General features: G+C 40.4%; 17 protein-coding genes and 1 rRNA gene. 16 read left to right on the forward strand and 2 right to left on the reverse strand.

Going from position 1 to position 17,115, the window contains the following annotated elements; genetic code table 11:
* The first annotated feature begins 29 nt into the window (after nucleotides 1-29).
* Nucleotides 30-827 carry a DUF6612 family protein gene (locus G573_RS0104090; RefSeq protein ID WP_027975517.1) on the forward strand — a complete coding sequence of 266 codons (798 nt, stop codon included), beginning with the start codon at nucleotides 30-32 and terminating at the stop codon, nucleotides 825-827.
* A gap of 104 nt (nucleotides 828-931) precedes the next feature.
* Here the strand turns inward: G573_RS0104090 and pbp3 are convergent, their stop codons facing one another.
* The gene (pbp3, locus tag G573_RS0104095; protein ID WP_027975518.1) at nucleotides 932-2,170 is read right to left on the reverse strand and encodes a D-alanyl-D-alanine carboxypeptidase PBP3; all 1,239 of its coding nucleotides are present in this window, start codon (nucleotides 2,168-2,170) and stop codon (nucleotides 932-934) included.
* Between the two features lie 322 nt (nucleotides 2,171-2,492).
* Between pbp3 and G573_RS0104100 the strand changes: the two genes are divergently transcribed.
* The 5 genes from G573_RS0104100 (at nucleotide 2,493) to G573_RS0104125 (ending at nucleotide 8,194) form a co-directional block, all read left to right on the forward strand.
* Complete coding sequence (locus G573_RS0104100; RefSeq protein WP_027975519.1) at nucleotides 2,493-4,142, forward strand: peptide ABC transporter substrate-binding protein; 1,650 nt, start codon at nucleotides 2,493-2,495, stop codon at nucleotides 4,140-4,142.
* 101 nt (nucleotides 4,143-4,243) lie between these two features.
* The gene (locus G573_RS0104110; protein ID WP_027975520.1) at nucleotides 4,244-5,158 is read left to right on the forward strand and encodes an ABC transporter permease; all 915 of its coding nucleotides are present in this window, start codon (nucleotides 4,244-4,246) and stop codon (nucleotides 5,156-5,158) included.
* Nucleotides 5,159-5,168: 10 nt separating this feature from the next.
* Nucleotides 5,169-6,200: an ABC transporter permease gene (locus tag G573_RS0104115; RefSeq protein ID WP_027975521.1), complete on the forward strand. Its 1,032-nt coding sequence runs from the start codon at nucleotides 5,169-5,171 to the stop codon at nucleotides 6,198-6,200.
* Between the two features lie 10 nt (nucleotides 6,201-6,210).
* Complete coding sequence (locus G573_RS0104120) at nucleotides 6,211-7,263, forward strand: ABC transporter ATP-binding protein (RefSeq protein ID WP_027975522.1); 1,053 nt, start codon at nucleotides 6,211-6,213, stop codon at nucleotides 7,261-7,263.
* Nucleotides 7,256-8,194, forward strand: coding sequence for an ABC transporter ATP-binding protein (locus G573_RS0104125; protein WP_027975523.1), 939 nt, complete (start codon nucleotides 7,256-7,258; stop codon nucleotides 8,192-8,194). The genes G573_RS0104120 and G573_RS0104125 overlap by 8 nt, the downstream gene beginning before the upstream one ends.
* A 208-nt stretch (nucleotides 8,195-8,402) precedes the next feature.
* On the opposite strand, the gene G573_RS0104130 is transcribed toward G573_RS0104125, so the two are convergent.
* Nucleotides 8,403-9,305: a MurR/RpiR family transcriptional regulator gene (locus G573_RS0104130; RefSeq protein ID WP_051175702.1), complete on the reverse strand. Its 903-nt coding sequence runs from the start codon at nucleotides 9,303-9,305 to the stop codon at nucleotides 8,403-8,405.
* A gap of 43 nt (nucleotides 9,306-9,348) precedes the next feature.
* On the opposite strand from G573_RS0104130, the gene gnd reads away from it, so the two are divergent.
* The 10 genes from gnd to G573_RS0104180 form a co-directional block, all read left to right on the forward strand.
* Nucleotides 9,349-10,341 carry a phosphogluconate dehydrogenase (NAD(+)-dependent, decarboxylating) gene (gene gnd / locus G573_RS0104135; protein WP_425423396.1) on the forward strand — a complete coding sequence of 331 codons (993 nt, stop codon included), beginning with the start codon at nucleotides 9,349-9,351 and terminating at the stop codon, nucleotides 10,339-10,341.
* Between the two features lie 9 nt (nucleotides 10,342-10,350).
* Nucleotides 10,351-11,358, forward strand: a complete 1,008-nt coding sequence (locus tag G573_RS0104140; RefSeq protein WP_027975526.1) for a D-isomer specific 2-hydroxyacid dehydrogenase family protein — start codon at nucleotides 10,351-10,353, stop codon at nucleotides 11,356-11,358.
* A gap of 1 nt (nucleotide 11,359) precedes the next feature.
* On the forward strand, nucleotides 11,360-12,466 hold the full coding sequence (locus tag G573_RS0104145) for an iron-containing alcohol dehydrogenase family protein (RefSeq protein WP_027975527.1): 1,107 nt from the start codon (nucleotides 11,360-11,362) through the stop codon (nucleotides 12,464-12,466).
* A gap of 11 nt (nucleotides 12,467-12,477) precedes the next feature.
* On the forward strand, nucleotides 12,478-13,299 hold the full coding sequence (locus G573_RS0104150; protein ID WP_027975528.1) for a PTS mannose/fructose/sorbose/N-acetylgalactosamine transporter subunit IIC: 822 nt from the start codon (nucleotides 12,478-12,480) through the stop codon (nucleotides 13,297-13,299).
* Between the two features lie 16 nt (nucleotides 13,300-13,315).
* A complete protein-coding gene (locus tag G573_RS0104155) occupies nucleotides 13,316-14,179 on the forward strand; it encodes a PTS system mannose/fructose/sorbose family transporter subunit IID (RefSeq protein ID WP_027975529.1) in 864 nt (287 codons plus the stop codon).
* Between the two features lie 24 nt (nucleotides 14,180-14,203).
* Nucleotides 14,204-14,707, forward strand: a complete 504-nt coding sequence (locus tag G573_RS0104160) for a PTS sugar transporter subunit IIB (RefSeq protein ID WP_027975530.1) — start codon at nucleotides 14,204-14,206, stop codon at nucleotides 14,705-14,707.
* Between the two features lie 58 nt (nucleotides 14,708-14,765).
* Entirely contained in the window at nucleotides 14,766-15,206 is a 441-nt protein-coding gene (locus tag G573_RS0104165; protein WP_037586741.1) for a PTS sugar transporter subunit IIA, read from the forward strand.
* Nucleotides 15,193-15,864 carry an HAD family hydrolase gene (locus G573_RS0104170; protein WP_027975532.1) on the forward strand — a complete coding sequence of 224 codons (672 nt, stop codon included), beginning with the start codon at nucleotides 15,193-15,195 and terminating at the stop codon, nucleotides 15,862-15,864. The genes G573_RS0104165 and G573_RS0104170 overlap by 14 nt, the downstream gene beginning before the upstream one ends.
* A 20-nt stretch (nucleotides 15,865-15,884) precedes the next feature.
* Complete coding sequence (locus G573_RS0104175; protein WP_152972554.1) at nucleotides 15,885-16,502, forward strand: bifunctional 4-hydroxy-2-oxoglutarate aldolase/2-dehydro-3-deoxy-phosphogluconate aldolase; 618 nt, start codon at nucleotides 15,885-15,887, stop codon at nucleotides 16,500-16,502.
* Nucleotides 16,503-16,938: 436 nt separating this feature from the next.
* Nucleotides 16,939-17,115: ribosomal RNA gene (locus tag G573_RS0104180) — 16S ribosomal RNA — on the forward strand; the annotation flags it as partial.

The raw sequence follows: 17,115 nt of genomic DNA on the forward strand, positions 1-17,115 counted from the left end.
AGGCGGCTCCTCTTTGGAAGGGAGAAATGATGAAGAAAAAATACTCTATTTTATTAACTGTTTTGACAGCTCTGCTGTTATTGGCTGGCTGCCTTCCTCCGCGTTTAGAAAGCAGCAAGAAAAGTCAGCAGGAGGTCAATAAGACCGCTAAGAAGATGTCTGTTGAAGACTTTTTTGATAAGGTTGAAAAGGCCAATGACGCTATCGAAACAGTGCATTTTAATATGGACACAGACGTTACTTCGAACGGTCATAAAAGTCAGCACATGACGGCTGATTTAGGCTATAACAGTTCCGGTGACATTATTGAAAGAGCCAATGTCGTTATTGATGAGACGGTCAATGGCAGCAATCGCTATCAGGAAATTATAGGGGACAAAAACAAAGCTCAGGTGCGCAGTTCAAAAGACGGCAACTGGCGTTCAGCCACACCTGACGGCCGATATACCATCAATCCCAGTTACTTTAATTTCTTAAAAGTTCTCTATTCTATGGAAGATGATCTGGTTCTCAAACAAAGCGGCAGTGAGTATAAGCTGACTTTACGCAGTCAAAACGTAGATATCGTTTCTTTATTTAGGGAAGAACTGAATCTTTATGTCAGAGGAATCAGCCAGAGCGAATTGAAAAAAGACTTTGAAGTGACCTTTGATAAGAAGACTTTTTATCTGAAAGACTTCGACTTGCAGCTGTCCTATAGCGGGAACAAAGGGAAGCTTGATTTAGAAGCAGACGGAACATTTTCAAAATGGAATAAGGTGAAAGATTCACAATTTTCAGTGACGGATGTAAATTCTGATAATCCTGATGATTCCGGCTCCATTTAAGAGACCGCTTATCAATTAAAAAGAGCAGGCAGAGTGTTTTTTAACTCTTTGCCTGCTCTTTTTGCAGTTAATCGTTTATTTCCCAGCAAGGACTCTAGCATTCACTAAAGTTTCTCATTGACATACCGAACAAAATGATTCCACCAAACTTTAAGGAAGAAGCTGCGCTTAACCTCGGTTTTAGCAACCAATTTCACAGTTGGCGGAGAATCAAGATAGCCCTGTCCGACCAGACTGCTGTCTTTAAAGCTGGCTTTCCCGATAAGCTGTCCTTTTTTCACCGCTGCAATATAGCCTTCTTTTTTCGAATTAATAGTCACAGTATTCTTTTTGTCGCTCAGTTTATTCTGGATGACGACGAAATCTTCTTTGGCGACAGCAGGAACGCTGCTTTTTTTGCCGTCAATGACTTTGGCTGTGCTGTTTTTGTAGCTTTGCCCCTTGCGAATTACTGTTGTTTTCTCGTAAGTATTGCTGACATAATTGAGCAAATCATTGGTTGCTTTGAAACGGGCAGAGTCATCTGTATCAGAATTATCTGCATTCAAGACAACCGAAATGATACGCATGCCGTTTTCATTACTGGTAGCGACAAAAGAGGCTCCCGCAAATTCTGTTGTTCCTGTTTTAAGACCGTCAACTCCTTCGCGTGCATAAGGCATGTTAGGCAGCATGTAATTGTAAGTGTCCATTTTAGTGCCGGCAAAATCACCGCTCGTTTTTTTAGTGATTTTTAAAATCTGAGGAAAGACTTTAATTAAATGACGCGCAATAATAGCCACATCCTTGGCACTCATGGTGTTTTCCTCGTCAGAATTGGATCCGGGATAGATATGATCGCCTAAAAGTTTATTATTGAGTCCGGAAGCATTGACGAGTTTGGCATCTGTAATTCCCCAGTCCTGAAGCTGTTTTTTCATCATATCCACAAATCTGGGTTCTGTCCCGCCGACTTTTTCAGCTAAGGCAATGGCTGCGCTGTTAGCACTGGCAATCATGGCTGCATCTACTAATTGCTTAACGGTATATTCTCTGGCTTCCATAGGGACATTGCTGGCACTGTAATCAGTTGTCAGCCCGTAAGGGTAATTAGAAATTTTAACCTTAGTGTCCCAAGTCAGATCTCCGGCCTTGATTTCTTTATAGACAAGATAGACCGTTAAAATTTTAGTAATAGAGGCAATACCGGCAGGACTTGCGGCATCCTTTTCATAAAGAATTTTACCGGTATCGGCTTCAACAGCGATGGCATGTTTAGCAGCAACATCAAACTGTTCCTCGGCTCTGGCTTGAAAGCTAAGGAGAGACAGAAAGAGCAGTACTAGGCATAAAATCTTTTTCATCATAAGTTTAATTATAGCATATTTTATAAGGAAAAAACTCTCCTTTAAAACTTATCAGACCTTGATATGAACTACAGACTGCGGAGAAATAAAATTTTGCGGACAAACAAAGCTGGCAAAAGGCTGAGAGAATAAAAAAATTTTTTGAGGAACCAGTAGAAAACATCGGGTCAAATCCCTTGCTTAAAACGCTTTCCAGACTTTTTAAAGGAGTGGCAGCTGATTTTTTGAAAGCTTGCTAAAAAGATTAAAATAAGATAAAATATTTGTGACATTATTTTTAAATTTCAACTCGTTGAAGGATAAAAAAGGAGAGACTATTATGTTAGAAATAAAGAAAAGTACATGGAAACATGTCGGCCTGGGCTTAGTTGCCTTGGCATCGGCTGCTGCTTTGGCAGCCTGCGGCAATGGCAGCAAACAGTCATCAAAAGATGAAATCAATTGGTATTTCCGTACAGAAATCAACTCTTTGGACATTTCTAAGAGTACAGATACTTACTCTGGGACCGTTATCGGAAATTCAGGAAGCAATCTGCTTCGTGTGAATGCTAAAGGAAAAACTGTTCCTGACTTGGCCAAAAAAGTTGAGGTGTCAAAAGACGGCCTGACTTATACGGCCACACTGCGTAAGGGTATCAAATGGTCAGACGGCAGTGCCATTACGGCTAAAGACTTTGTTTATTCATGGCAGCGTATCATTGACCCCAAGACAGCTTCTGAGTACTCAAATTTAGCGCTTGATTCACATGTTAAAAATGCTAAGGCTATTAACAGCGGAAAAATAACAGATCTCAATGCCTTGGGTGTCAAAGCTAAGGGCAATAAAGTTATCTTTACCTTGGAAACACCAACTCCGCAAATGGAATATCTCCTTGCCTTCACGAGCTTTATGCCGCAAAAAGAAGAATTTGTCAATAAGGTCGGCAAGAAATACGGAACAAATTCTGACAGTCAGATCTATTCAGGACCTTACATTGCAACAGGCTGGAATGGAACCAACGGCAGCTACAAGCTTAAAAAGAATAAATACTATTGGAATGCTGACAAAGTTAAGACAAAAGTCATTAACATCCAAACCGTTAAGAAACCGGAAACTGCTGTTCAGATGTACAAGCGCGGTGAGCTGGATATGGCAGAAATTTCCAACACACCGGCTCTTTACAAGGCTAATAAAAACAACAAAGACGTTGTTAATATTTATGAAGCTGTAACAACTTACTTTGAATATAACCAAACAGGTGCCAACAAGGCTCTGTCAAATAAGAAAATCCGTCAGGCGCTTAGCTACGCTACTAACCGTAAGGCTTATGTTGATACCGTTGTTCCGACAGGTTCACGTGCAGCAACCGGTTTAGCACCTTACAAACTCGCTGAAGTTGACGGTAAGGATTTATCAAAAGAAGTAGCGCCCGGCTATAGCTATGATGTAGACAAAGCTAAACAACTTTTCAAAGAAGGTCTGCAGGAAATCGGTCAGACATCAGTGAAGTTTACCATTACTTCTGATGCGGATTCACCAACAGCCAAGGCTGGTCTTGACTACATCAAAGGTGCTTGGGAAAAAGCACTGCCAGGTTTAACAATCGAAGAAAAACTTGTTCCTTTCAAACAACGCCTGCAAGATTCAAAAACACAAAACTTTGATATTGTGATGTCGCTCTGGGGCGGGGACTATCCGGAAGGTTCAACTTTCTACAGTCTTTTCACCAGCAAGTCTTCACAAAATAATGGTAAATTCTCAAATCCTGCTTATGACCAAGCTTATGAAAAAGCTGTGACGACTGATGCTTTAGATCCTGCAAAAGCAGCTGCAGACTACAAAGCAGCAGAAAAAGCTTTATTTGACGAAGCCAATGTTAACCCAATTTACTTCCGCAGCATGAAGGGCTTGCAAAATCCTAGTATCAAAGGCTTAATCCGCAGCTCTACAGGACTAAATGTAGACTTTACTTATGCTTATAAAAAATAAGGCTTAAGATAAGGACAATTTCACACATGGCAAGGATTGGCTTAGGCCAGTTCTTGTTTTTATTGGGAAAAGCTCCAATAAAAACCAAGAAAAGGAACATTATGCTTAAATATATTCTTAAACGTATAGGAATTCTTTTGCTGACCTTATTTATAGTTGTCACCATTACTTTCTTTCTCATGAAGGCGATGAAAGGGACTCCTTTTAATAATCCTAAATTAACCCCGGAAGCCATCGCTGCCTTGAATGTGCAGTATGGGCTCGATAAGCCTGAGTGGCAGCAGTATTTAATTTATTTGAAAAATGTCTTTACCGGCGATTTAGGGACAAGTTTTCAGTATGTCAACCAACCGGTAACGACCTTGATTGTTCAAAGATTGGGCATTTCTGCTCAGCTCGGGCTACAGGCCTTGATTTTAGGCGTGGGTCTGGGCTTGATCGTTGGAGCTCTTTCTGCGCGGCACCAAAATGATAAAATTGACGGTTTTTTAAGCGTTATTTCAACGCTGGGATACTCTGTTCCGTCTTTCATCTTGGCAGTTTTCCTGCTCAATATACTGGGTTATCGTCTTCAGTTTCTGCCGGTTTCAGGCTGGGGCAGCATTTCTCAAACCATCTTGCCGACTTTGGCCCTGTCCTTCAATCCATTTGCAGTGACAACGCGCTTTGTCAGAAGTGAGATGATTGAAGCCTTGAATTCGGATTATATCCAGCTGGCGAGGGCTAAGGGACTGACAGACCGTCAGGTAGCCAATCGTCACGCCTATCGTAATTCCATGATTCCTGTTTTAACCTTAGTGGGCCCTATGGCTGCTAACCTGTTGACAGGTTCGGTCTTGATTGAAAGAATATTTTCTATCCCGGGAATCGGTGAGCAGTTTGTCAATTCGATTCCATCAAATGACTATCCTGTTATTATGGGAACAACCATTGTCTATGCGGTGATGCTGATGGGGATGATTTTATTGACTGATATTATCACCAGCATCGTTGATCCGCGTGTTCGGCTGCAGTAAGGAGAGTAACATGGCAGATAAAAATAGGACATTTGTGCTCGTTGGTGCAGGAAGCGCCAGTGCACAGGAAAAAATTGAAAAGCCGGCCTTGTCTTTCCTGCAGGATGCTTGGCGGCGTTTAAAGAAAAATAAATTAGCGGTTGTTTCGCTCTGGTTTTTAACCCTGCTTATCACGTTTTCACTGCTGTCTCCTTTATTTGTAACACAAAAGGATGCTAATAGTTTTGATTCGGATAAGGTTTCCACTTATGGCAATTTACCGCCTAACAGCGGTTTAGGCATTCCCGGATGGAACGGAGTGTTCAAGATGCCGGGTTCAAGTGCTGCTTCCAATGTTTATGAGGATCAGTCGGTTCCTGAAGGGCAGCATTTCTTATTAGGGACTGACAGCTTAGGACGCAGTCTTGGGAAACGGATTATCGTTGGTATTCGCATTTCGCTGTTAGTTGCAGTTGCGGCAACCTGCATCGACTTGCTTATCGGTGTTGTTTACGGTCTGACTTCCGGCTATATCGGAGGGATGGTTGATACAATCATGCAGCGGATTATTGAGATTATCTCATCTGTTCCCAATCTGATCATTGTTACCATGCTGGGGCTATTACTGGGTAACGGTATATTGTCTATTATCCTCTCTATTGCCTTGACCGGCTGGACATCAATGGCCAGACAGGTCAGAAATATGACGCTGTCCTATAAGGAAAGGGATTTTGTTTTAGCGGCAAGGACCTTAGGAGAAAGCGGTCCTAAGATAGCCTTTAAGCACATCCTGCCAAATATTTCTGGGGTTATTATTGTTCAGATTATGATGACCATTCCTTCTGCAATCATGTATGAAGCGATTCTTTCAGCTATCAATCTGGGGGTAAAACCGCCAACTTCTTCTCTGGGATCTCTTATTTCGGATGCTCAGGAAAACTTGCAGTATTACCCTTATCAGATTATTTTACCGGCTCTTGCTCTGGTGCTTATTTCTTTAGCATTTATTTTGCTGGGTGATGGGTTGCGTGACGCATTTGATCCAAAATCAGATCAGGACTAAGGAGGACAATATGAGTAAAGAAAAAATTTTACAGGTCAATAACCTCCATGTCAACTTCCACACCTATGCCGGAGAGGTTAAGGCTATCCGCGATGTCAGTTTTGATTTGGAAAAAGGAGAAACCCTTGCTATCGTGGGGGAATCCGGCTCCGGTAAATCTGTAACAACACGCACCTTGATGGGGCTTTCGGCTAAGAATGCTGAAATCTCAGGGGATATTGAATTTAAAGGGCGCAACCTGCTTGATTTAAAAGAAGAGGACTGGGTTACTATTCGCGGCAATGATATTGCGATGATTTTTCAGGATCCGATGACCAGTTTAGATCCAACTATGAAAATCGGTCTGCAAATTGCTGAACCTATCATCAAGCATGAAAAGCTGAGTAAAAAAGAAGCTTTGGCGCGTGCTTTGGATATCATGAAAAAAGTCGGGATTCCTAATGCTGAGGAACACATCAATGATTATCCTCACCAATGGTCGGGAGGCATGCGTCAGCGTGCAGTGATTGCCATTGCCTTGGCAACCAATCCGGAAATTCTGATTGCCGATGAACCAACCACAGCTCTTGATGTTACGATTCAGGCACAAATTCTTCACTTGATGAAAGAAATTCAAAAGAGCACAGATTCTTCCATTATTTTTATTACGCATGATTTAGGTGTAGTAGCCGGTATGGCTGACCGTGTTGCCGTTATGTATGCCGGGAAAATTGTCGAATACGGGACGGTTGATGAGGTTTTCTATAACCCGCAGCATCCTTATACCTGGGGACTTTTAAACTCCATGCCAACAACCAGTACAGCAGCCGGGAGCCTGCAATCAATTCCCGGAACTCCGCCTGATCTGCTGCATCCTCCAAAAGGTGATGCTTTTGCTCCGAGAAATGAATTTGCGCTCGATATTGACCTTGAAGAGGAACCGCCGTTTTTCAAAGTCAGTGATTCTCATTATGCTGCTACTTGGCTGCTGGATGAGCGTGCTCCTAAAATTGTACCCCCAGAAAGAATTTTAAAACGCTGGGAAAAATGGAAAAGTTTGAAGGGAGAACAGCACAATGACTGAAAATCGTAAAAAATTGGTGGAAGTCAAGAATGTTTCTTTGATATTTAATAAGGGCAAAGCCAATGAAGTCAGAGCAATTGACAATGTCAGCTTTGATATCTATGAGGGAGAGGTCTTCGGTCTTGTCGGAGAATCAGGTTCGGGTAAAACAACAATTGGCCGTGCTATCCTGAAGCTTTATAATATTGATGAGGGTGAAATTGATTTCGAGGGGGAAACAATTTCAAAACTTAAAGGAAAAGACCTCTTTGCTTTTCGAAAGAAAGCACAGATGATTTTTCAGGATCCTCAGGCCAGTCTGAACGGCCGCATGAAAGTCAGAGACATCATTGCTGAAGGGCTTGATACTTATAAGCTGGTAAAAAACAAAGAAGAGCGCGATGCCAAAGTTCAAGAATTGCTGGATTTGGTTGGCCTAAACAAAGACCATCTGACCCGCTATCCTCATGAATTTTCAGGCGGTCAGCGCCAGCGTATCGGGATAGCTCGTGCATTGGCTGTCGAACCCAAATTTATTATCGCTGATGAACCCATCTCTGCTCTGGATGTCTCCATTCAGGCTCAAGTTGTTAATCTGATGCAAAAACTGCAGCATGAACAAGGATTAACCTATCTGTTTATTGCCCATGATTTGTCCATGGTTAAGTACATTTCCGATCGTATCGGTGTCATGCATTGGGGGAAATTAGTGGAAATTGGAACTTCCGATGAGGTTTATCATCACCCAATTCACCCTTATACAAAGAGTCTCTTATCAGCAGTCCCTGAACCTGATCCCGAGTTAGAGCGCAAACGCGTTCACAAGGTTTACGATCCTGCCCATGAATTAGACGGACAAGTGCGTGAGATGCGAGAAATCACTCCGGGACATTTTGTCTTATCAACCGAAGAAGAAGCAAAAACCTATCAAAAAGAATTTAAAGTTCAGTAAAAAGCAGGACAGACAGTCAAAATTATCCAACAATCTGTTTTGCTGTTATGTTTCAGCGCAGCAGTAAAAAAAGGCACAAAAAGCAGTCTCTGCTGCTATATATAAAAAGAGCAATAAGAACCAGATCATAAAATGTAGGTTCTTATTGCTCTTTTTATTTGTTTATGGGATAAATAGCATAATTCAAATTAGAAAGATGACGTATTTTTTACCAAGTAATGATGTTCCCGTTTTTTGTTATTTTTAAGGCGTTGCGGACATCCATCAATGACCGGGTATTAGCTGCCTCATCTCTGAACATCAAATTCACATAAATGATATCTAAGATTGTTAAATATAGTATTCGAGATGTCAGAGACTCAGCACGAAATAAAGAATCCTGAGAATTAACGATAACACATTCATCTGACAGTTTTACTAATTCGGATTTTGGATTGCCGGTCAAAGAAATAATTTTTCCATTTTTTGAGTGTACAGTGCGGGCCAGTTCAATAGTTTGGATAGACTCTCCCGAATGTGAAAACAAAAAGACGCAGTCCTTTTCGTTTAGCTTAGAAGCTTGACTCAACTGCATATGGTAATCAAATATGTAGCTGCAGTTGTATTTCGTTCTTAAGAATTTATGATAGCTGTCCCATGCGAGGATAGATGAGCCTCCAATTCCCATGAAATAAATAGTTCTTGATTTTTCAATAATATTAATAATCTGATCGATAGGAATCTGGGGAATTGTTTCGATGATGGAATAAAGCGATTGAATATTAGAATAAATGACTTTCTCTGCAATTTCTGAACTGGAATCTGAGTCAGAAATATCATTGATACTTGTTAAAATATTAGTCGGCCCGTCGTCGGGATTTTCCTTTTTTAGATTTGAAGCAACAGATAATTTAAAGTTTTGGAACCCTTTAAAGCCTATTTTTTTAACAAAAGTAAAGATAGATGATTGTGAGACACCAATTTCTTCTGATAGGACAGCAATCGTTTTATTTATAATATCATCACCTAAGGAAAGAAAATATCTGGCGATTTGCTCATCTGTATTGCTGAATTCATACTTATGACGATTAATAATGGTGCTTAGGTATTGATTTTTCAAACGAGTATCCATCCTCATCTTTTTGATAATAATTATAAGATAAAAGAAGATAAAAATCAAAAGAAAAAAATTTTTTCGAAATAATATTTACAAAACGAAATTTTTATTATATACTAAGCTTAGATTTAAGCAGAGGAGCGTGTTTATGAAAACAATTGGAATTATCGGCCTAGGCAAAATGGGGTTTAATTTAGCTTTAAATGCTCAAGATCATGATTGGAATGTTATAGGATTTGATGAGGATTCTAAGGTTCGAAAAAAAGCAGTAAGAGCAAGTGTTCAAACGGTAGATTCGCTTGGTGCTTTAATTGAATCATTGGAAACTAAGAAGATTATTCTTCTAAGTACACCTGCAGGAGAAATAACGAATCATTTGATTGACAAGCTAAAAGAGAACCTGCAGGCAGGAGATATTATTATTGATAGTGGTAATTCGAATTTTAAAGATAGCTTAAAAAATTATCAATCTCTTAAAGAAAAAGATATTGGCTTTATTGACTGCGGAACCTCTGGAGGCGTTTCCGGTGCCCGGCACGGAGCTTGTTTGATGATTGGCGGTGAGCAGGAGGTCTATGATGATATAGCGGATTTCTTTGAGGCTATTTCGATCGAAGGAGGCTGTCTGTTTGTTCCTGAACCGTCTGCAGGTCACTATCTGAAAATGGTTCACAACGGCATCGAATATGGAATGATGCAAGCAATTGGCGAAGGATTTTCGGTATTGGAAGCGTCTGGATTTAACTATGATTACGCAAAAGTGGCTAATGTTTGGGATCATGGCTCCGTTATCCGTTCTTGGCTGGTGGAAATTGCTGGAGAAGCGTTTAAGGATGACGCTAAATTAGAAAAGATTGAAGGTATTATTGAGGCTAATGGTGAAGCGCAATGGACTGTCGAAGAAGCCTTACAGCTAGAAGTGCCTGTTCCTGTCATTGCCAACTCTTTATTTGTCAGGAATTCAAGTAAGCTGACTGACAGTTTTTCAAATAAGGTGGTTGCTGCCTTGCGACATGGTTTTGGCGGTCATGCTGTAAAATTAAAAGAATGAGGAGAAGAGATGCTGAAACATAAGATTGCTATTGTCAATTCCAGTAGCTTTGGGAAAATTTTTCCGAAACATACGGACCGTTTAAAGGCGCTTGGTGAAGTTGATTATTTTAGATTTGAGCAGACGGTGTCCGGAAAAGAGTTGGCGGCGGCTTTGCAAGGTTATGATATGATCATTGCCAGTGTGACACCGTTTTTCAACCAAGAGTTTTTTGAATATAAGGACGATTTAAAGCTTATTTCGCGTCACGGGATTGGCTATAATAACGTTGACCTGGCAGCGGCAAAGGCTCATGGAACAATTGTCGCTCTTGTCCCGGCTCTGGTAGAACGTGATGCTGTTGCGGGCAATAATATAACCAATTTATTAAACGTTATGCGTAAGACCAGTCAAGCGCAGCAAAGAGTTAAGGAAGATAAATGGGAGGATCGGGCGCAGTTTATCGGACATACACTTTACAATAAGATAGTTGGTGTTATTGGTCTCGGCAATACAGGGAGCTGTGTCGCTGAAACAGTGAGAAATGGTTTTCGCTGCCGAGTACTGGCTTATGATCCTTACCGTTCAAGGGCGGAGATTGAGCAATTTGGTGCTGAAAAAGTTGATTTTAATACAGTTTTAACGCAGTCAGATGTCTTGTGTTTGTGTGCCAACTTAACTGAAGAGAATTATCATTTCATCGGTAAAGCTGAAGTTGCCAAAATGAAAAACAATGTTTACATTTCAAATTCTGCACGAGGAGCATTGATTTCAGAAGAGGCAATTGTGGAAGGTTTAAGCTCCGGGAAAATTGCTGGTTTTGCCACTGACGTTCTTGAAGTTGAACCCGGACGTTCTGACCATCCTTATTTGGCATTTGATAATGTTGTTGTTACACCGCATACTTCAGCCTACACAATGGAGTGTCTAGAAGCAATGGGAGAAAAATGCGTTGAAGACTGTGAAAATGTTTCTTTAAGAAAGTTACCTGTGCGCAGCGTTCAAGCGGAAAGCTCATGGATTAAAGGAGGGGGTTGAAATGCTGAAAGATTTTAAGGTTAAAGTTGGGCCGCAGTATTACCGTTATGGCGAAAATGCCATCATGGATGTCGAGAAACTGCTTAACTCTGCACAGGCTAAAAAAGTGCTGGTAGTCCATGGAACCATCTCTTGGGAAAAGGCAAAACCTTATCTGACGTTTTTAAATACTTCGGATTTTGAGTTTGAATTTCATCAATACACAGGTGAGTGTAGCTACTATGGTGCAGATTTGATTGTTGATAAGGTGAAGGGAGATAAAATAGATTTTATTATAGGAGTTGGCGGCGGTAAGCTTGCTGACCTTGTAGGCTATGCTGGTAATATTGCGAATGTACCTTTCGGTCTCATACCGACGTTAGCCAGCAATTGTGCGCCATGGACCCCTTTGTCAGTAATGTATAAAGAGAGCGGAGAAGCTGAAGGGAAAACTGAGCATTTTCTGCAGCAGGCTCGTTTTTTACTGGCTGATCCCAGATTGATTATTGATTCGCCTGTTAATTATTTTATCGCTGGAATAGCAGATACTCTGGCTAAATGGTATGAGAGTGATATGATAACCCAGCAAACTTTTTTACAGAGTGAACCTTTTGTGATGTTGGCCCGTTACACAGCTCTTATTGCCAAAGATATTCTTATGCGGGACGGAAGTAAGGCCATTGAAGACATGAAAAATGTTAATGTTACAGATGAATTTGTTCATTGCTCTGAAATTATTTTTGCCACAGCAGGTCTTGTTGGCGGGTTAGGCGATAAATATGCACGCAACGCAGCTGCCCATGCTTTACATGATGGAATTGCTAAATATATTCCGAAAAGTCATTCTTATTTACATGGTGAAAAAGTTGCCTATGGCATATTTTACCAATTAGCGCTTGAAGATAAGTGGAATGTTATTGATGACTTGCTGCCTTATTACAATAAAATGAATTTGCCAACTTCCTTGACTAATATGGGAATTTTCCCTAAAAATGAAAGCGTTATCAACGATATAGTAGATTTCATGGATAGCAAAGAAAAAGTTCACTTGATTCCAGTGGATACCAGTAAAAAAAACCTCAAAGAAAAACTATTGAAGCTGGAAGACTATATTGCAAATAAAAAATAGGAGGAAAAAAGATGGAAACTTTAACAGCTGTTCAAAGTTTAGCCATAGGTTTATGGGTTGCCGCTATTATGTCCAGATGGCTGGGTGGCGGTGCAACGTTAACTCTGCGGTTTTCACCTCTCATGACAGGACTGTTTTGCGGTTTTGTCATGGGGGATGTCTATCATGCCATGATTGTTACAGCAGCGCTGCAATTGATTTATATGGGTGTATTCTCACCGGGGGGCTCAATGCCTTCTGAACCAGCGGTTGCTGCTGCAATTGCTGTCCCGGTAGCATTATTGGGTCAATTAAAACCTCAGGCAGCCATTGCAGTAGCAGTTCCTGTAGGCTTGCTAGGAAGTTATTTGTACCAATTTCGTTTCTTTCTGAATACGTTTCTTGGTAAATATACCGATCGTGCCGTTGAAAAGATGGATGAAAAAGCTATTAAACGTTCAATCATTTTATATCCAACTCTGGCATCATTTATCTTATTTGTTCCTTTGATTTTTGTCGCTTTATATTGGGGAACGCCGGTCATTGCTGATGTTATCGCTGCTCTAAAAGGAACCGTTATTTTACACGTTTTGGAAGTTGTAGGCGGCGGTTTGGCAGCTATCGGTATTGCGACAACTATCTATGTTATTGGACGTAGAGATTATCTGGTTTTCTTCTTTTTAGCTTATTTCGCCAGTGTTATTCTTAAGGATTCTAATGTAACTATGGTAACCTATGCGATATTGGGAACGATTGTGGCTGTGATTTTTGTAATGGCTACTAAAACAAATACACAGGCCGCCGGTTCCTCGAAGTCATCAAGTAGTTTAGAAGATGACGATGATGATTTTTAAATGAGAGGTAGAGAAAATGACTTCAACTATCAGTAAAACGACTACTGCTAATCAGCCTGAGGAAATTAGCCAAAAAGATGTTAATAAAGCTTATTTAAGATGGCATTTTGCAAATGAAATTCCTCATTCATTTGATCGCTATATAGCATCTTCTTTACTATATGCAATGATGCCGGTCTTGAATAAACTGTATAAAGATCCTGAAAAAAGAAGAGAAGCTTATGAACGTCAACTGCTATTTTTTAACACACAGCTGACTTGGGGAGGCGGTATTATAACCGGTCTTATGGCTTCTATGGAACGGGAAAGGGCACGCCAAGAAAATGCACATGAAGAAATCACTATGAGTGATGATTTAATGTATAACACAAAGGCTGGTTTGATGGGAGCTTTAGCAGGGATTGGTGATGCTATTGATTCCGGAACCATACAGTATATTTTTATAGCCATTGCTGTACCATGGGCGCAGTCAGGTAATGCGTTGGGAGCCTTGTTCCCTTTTGTTTGCTTTGCTATCTACCAATTATCTGTCGGTTTATTTTTCGCCAAGCAAGGCTTCTCTTTGGGACGCAATGCAACAAGTTTGATGCATAGCACTGGTGTGCAGAATGCCATTAATTTATTGTCTATTTTAGGCTTATTTATGATGGGGGTTTTAGCAGGAAATTATGTGACAGTGACGTCTAGCTTGAAATTTAAGCTTTCAGGCAAAGAGTTTGTTATTCAGGATTTACTGGATAAGATTGTTCCAGGATTATTGCCTTTGGCTGTAGTTATAGGAGTCTATTTATACTATGTTAAAAAAGGTCTGAAAGTTACACAATCATTGCTGTGGCTGACGCTTATTTTAGCTCTTTTGGCTGCAATTGGAATCTTATAGTGCAAGGAAGAAAAGGAAAAAAATATGGGAAATGTTAATTTAGCGAGGGTTGATGAGCGTCTGATACATGGTCAGGTCATGATCACCTTATCCCAGCGCAATGGTGTGAATTCTATTTTTGTTGTTGACGATGTCGTTGCTCAAGATAAGTTTATGAAGGATTTGTACAAAAGTGCCGGCAACAGAACGGGACAGAAAACCATTGTCATGTCAGAAGAAAAAGCTAAATACTATTGGGATGAGTACCAATTTAAAGAATATAGCTGTATTTTAATTGCTAAAACTGTTAAAACAATTGTAGATTTAGTGAAATATGGCATTCCTGTTTCTGAACTTAATATTGGTGGAATTGCTAAGAAAGGTGAGGATGACATTTTAGTGACAAAATCTGTTCATTTAAATAAGACAGATGCAGAACTGTTAAAAGATTTAAAAGAACATCATGGTGTTAATGATATCTATTTTCAAGCAACACCGGCAGCGGCAAAAACATCGCTGGATGAAGTTTTGAAAAAATTTGAGCTCTAGTTGGATCAGTAAGGCTCCTTGGTTTTAAACCAAGAATCAGATACAGGAGGTGAAACAATTGGATATTATTATTGCCAGTCATGGTGAACTTTCAGCAGGCTTTAAGGATGCTTTGGCTGTTATTTTGGGAGACGTTTCAGATATACAAACAGAAAAACTATCAGCTGGGGAAAGTGTGGAAGCGTTTGGAGAGCGCTTATCTGGCAAAATTAAAGAATCAGATTTGACAAATGGAACGATTGTTTTTGTAGATTTGATCGGTGCTTCTCCTTACAACCAAGCAGTTCTTGCTGTTAGACAGTTAAGCAGTGAGCAGGCTGAAAAGGTTTTTGTTGTTAGCAATGTCAATCTACCTATGATTTTAGAAGTTCTCAACCATAAAATTTTAGGTTCTGATATAGAAACAGCCGTTGAGAGTCTGGAACAGTTCATACCTTCAAGAGAAACTATCTGGCATATCAGTGATTCTTTAAAGGAAGATGAAGATGATGAGTTCTAAAATACAAGTTCAAGAGAAGTCATTAGTGATTTTTGATATGGATGGACTGTTTTTTGACTCTGAAAAAATCTATGCAGAAGGATGGAGAAAAGGATTTAAAACCTTTGACATCAGTGTTAGTGATGAGTTTATCTATTCGATGGCTGGTCAAAGTGCTCACGATAATAATCTCGCTATGGGTAAGTTTTTGGATGAGGCTACGCTGCAAGCTGTTAGGAAAATTCGAGAAGATTATTTTTATCAAAAATTGGCAGAAGATAAGGTTCCGACATCATATTTTGCAGTAGAAATGGGGAGCCTTTTAAAAAAAGACGGCTATCAAATTGCTCTTGCGTCTTCTTCAAATAATCAACGTGTTTATGAGCTTCTAAACTCAAAAGAGCTCTGCTGCTTTTTTAACTATGTCGTGACAGGAGATCAAGTTGAGTTTTTAAAACCGGCACCAGATGTATATAAGAAAGTTCTTAGTTTGGCTGGTAAATTTCCTGAAGATGCTCTTGCGTTTGAAGATTCCTTGACAGGTGCGAAAGCTGCCCAAAATGCAGGAGTTGATGTCTGTCTGGTTTCTAAGGAGTTGAGCCAAACGCTGCCTGATTCAGAAAAATATCAAGGAGTATTTCCAAATTTAAAAGCTGCTTATAAGAGTATTTTTAAATAGTACTAAGGGAGGCTGATATGATTACAGCACAGTTGTTAAATAACTATTTTTTCGCGGTCATCCGCGGGAAAAGTGAGAAAGATGCTATTGAAATTGCTAAATATTCAGTACGCGGAGGTATCAAAAATATTGAGATCACCTTTTCAACACCAAACGCAGATAAAGTTATTGAAGAATTAACAAATTATTACAAAAGAGATAAACAGGTTATCATTGGAGCGGGGACTGTCATGAATAGTGATCAAGCAGAACTGGCTGATAGGGCAGGAGCAAAATTTCTAGTCAGTCCGCACTGTTCGGAAGAAATAGCTGAGTATGCACATAAGCACAATATTGAATATACACCGGGATGTGCTACAGTAACAGAGATTGTAAAAGCAACAAAAATGGGGGCAACCATAATAAAATTATTTCCGAGTGAAACTGTAGGAAAGAACTTTATTAAAGCTGTACACGGCCCGCTTCCTGATATTAAACTCATGCCTTCTGGGGGCATAACAATCAACAATATCAGAGATTGGAAAGAAGCCGGTGCTTGTGCAGTCGGTATAGGGGGAACACTCACCAAAAAAGTTTCTGAGGAAGGCTACCAAAGCGTATCACAAATAGCCCGAGCTCTTGTTGAGGCAGTCAATTAAGCTTGTCCCTTAACTAGGTTCCCCACAATGCCTCGTTATCTATTAGAAAAAACAGAGAAAAGCATAGGCTGGTATTGTCTATGCCTTTTTTATAGTATCATCTCTATCAGACACCTAAGCATAGGACGGGAGCAGTCTCCGGCTTTTCTGAGAGCCCTCAAGGTGTTTGCCTCCAGCCTTTTAGCCTGCAGTCTATCGGGCTTGACGGCGCGCGGTTACGGGGAAGAAGGGTATTTACAACAATGCCGGCCAAAAAAAGTTGAAAAAAGGAGTTGACAAAGGGGGAAAGAGCTGATAGAATATAGTAGTTGCCTCGCAAGAGGTGAAGCCCTTTGAAAACTGAACAAGACGAACCAAGTGCGGGTTACGGAAGTAACCTGTCAAGAAACAATAAGTCAGCGATGACACAAAGTGAGTTAAGCGCTCAAACTTAAGGATAACTGAGAGTTTGATCCTGGCTCAGGACGAACGCTGGCGGCGTGCCTAATACATGCAAGTGGAACGCAGTTGATTCACCGGAGCTTGCTCCATCGAATTAACTGAGTCGCGAACGGGTGAGTAACGCGTAGGTAACCTGTCTTTTAGCGGGGGATAACTATTGGAAACGATAGCT

It is taken from the genome of Streptococcus devriesei DSM 19639, from assembly GCF_000423725.1.
Classification (GTDB): Bacteria; Bacillota; Bacilli; order Lactobacillales; family Streptococcaceae; genus Streptococcus; species Streptococcus devriesei.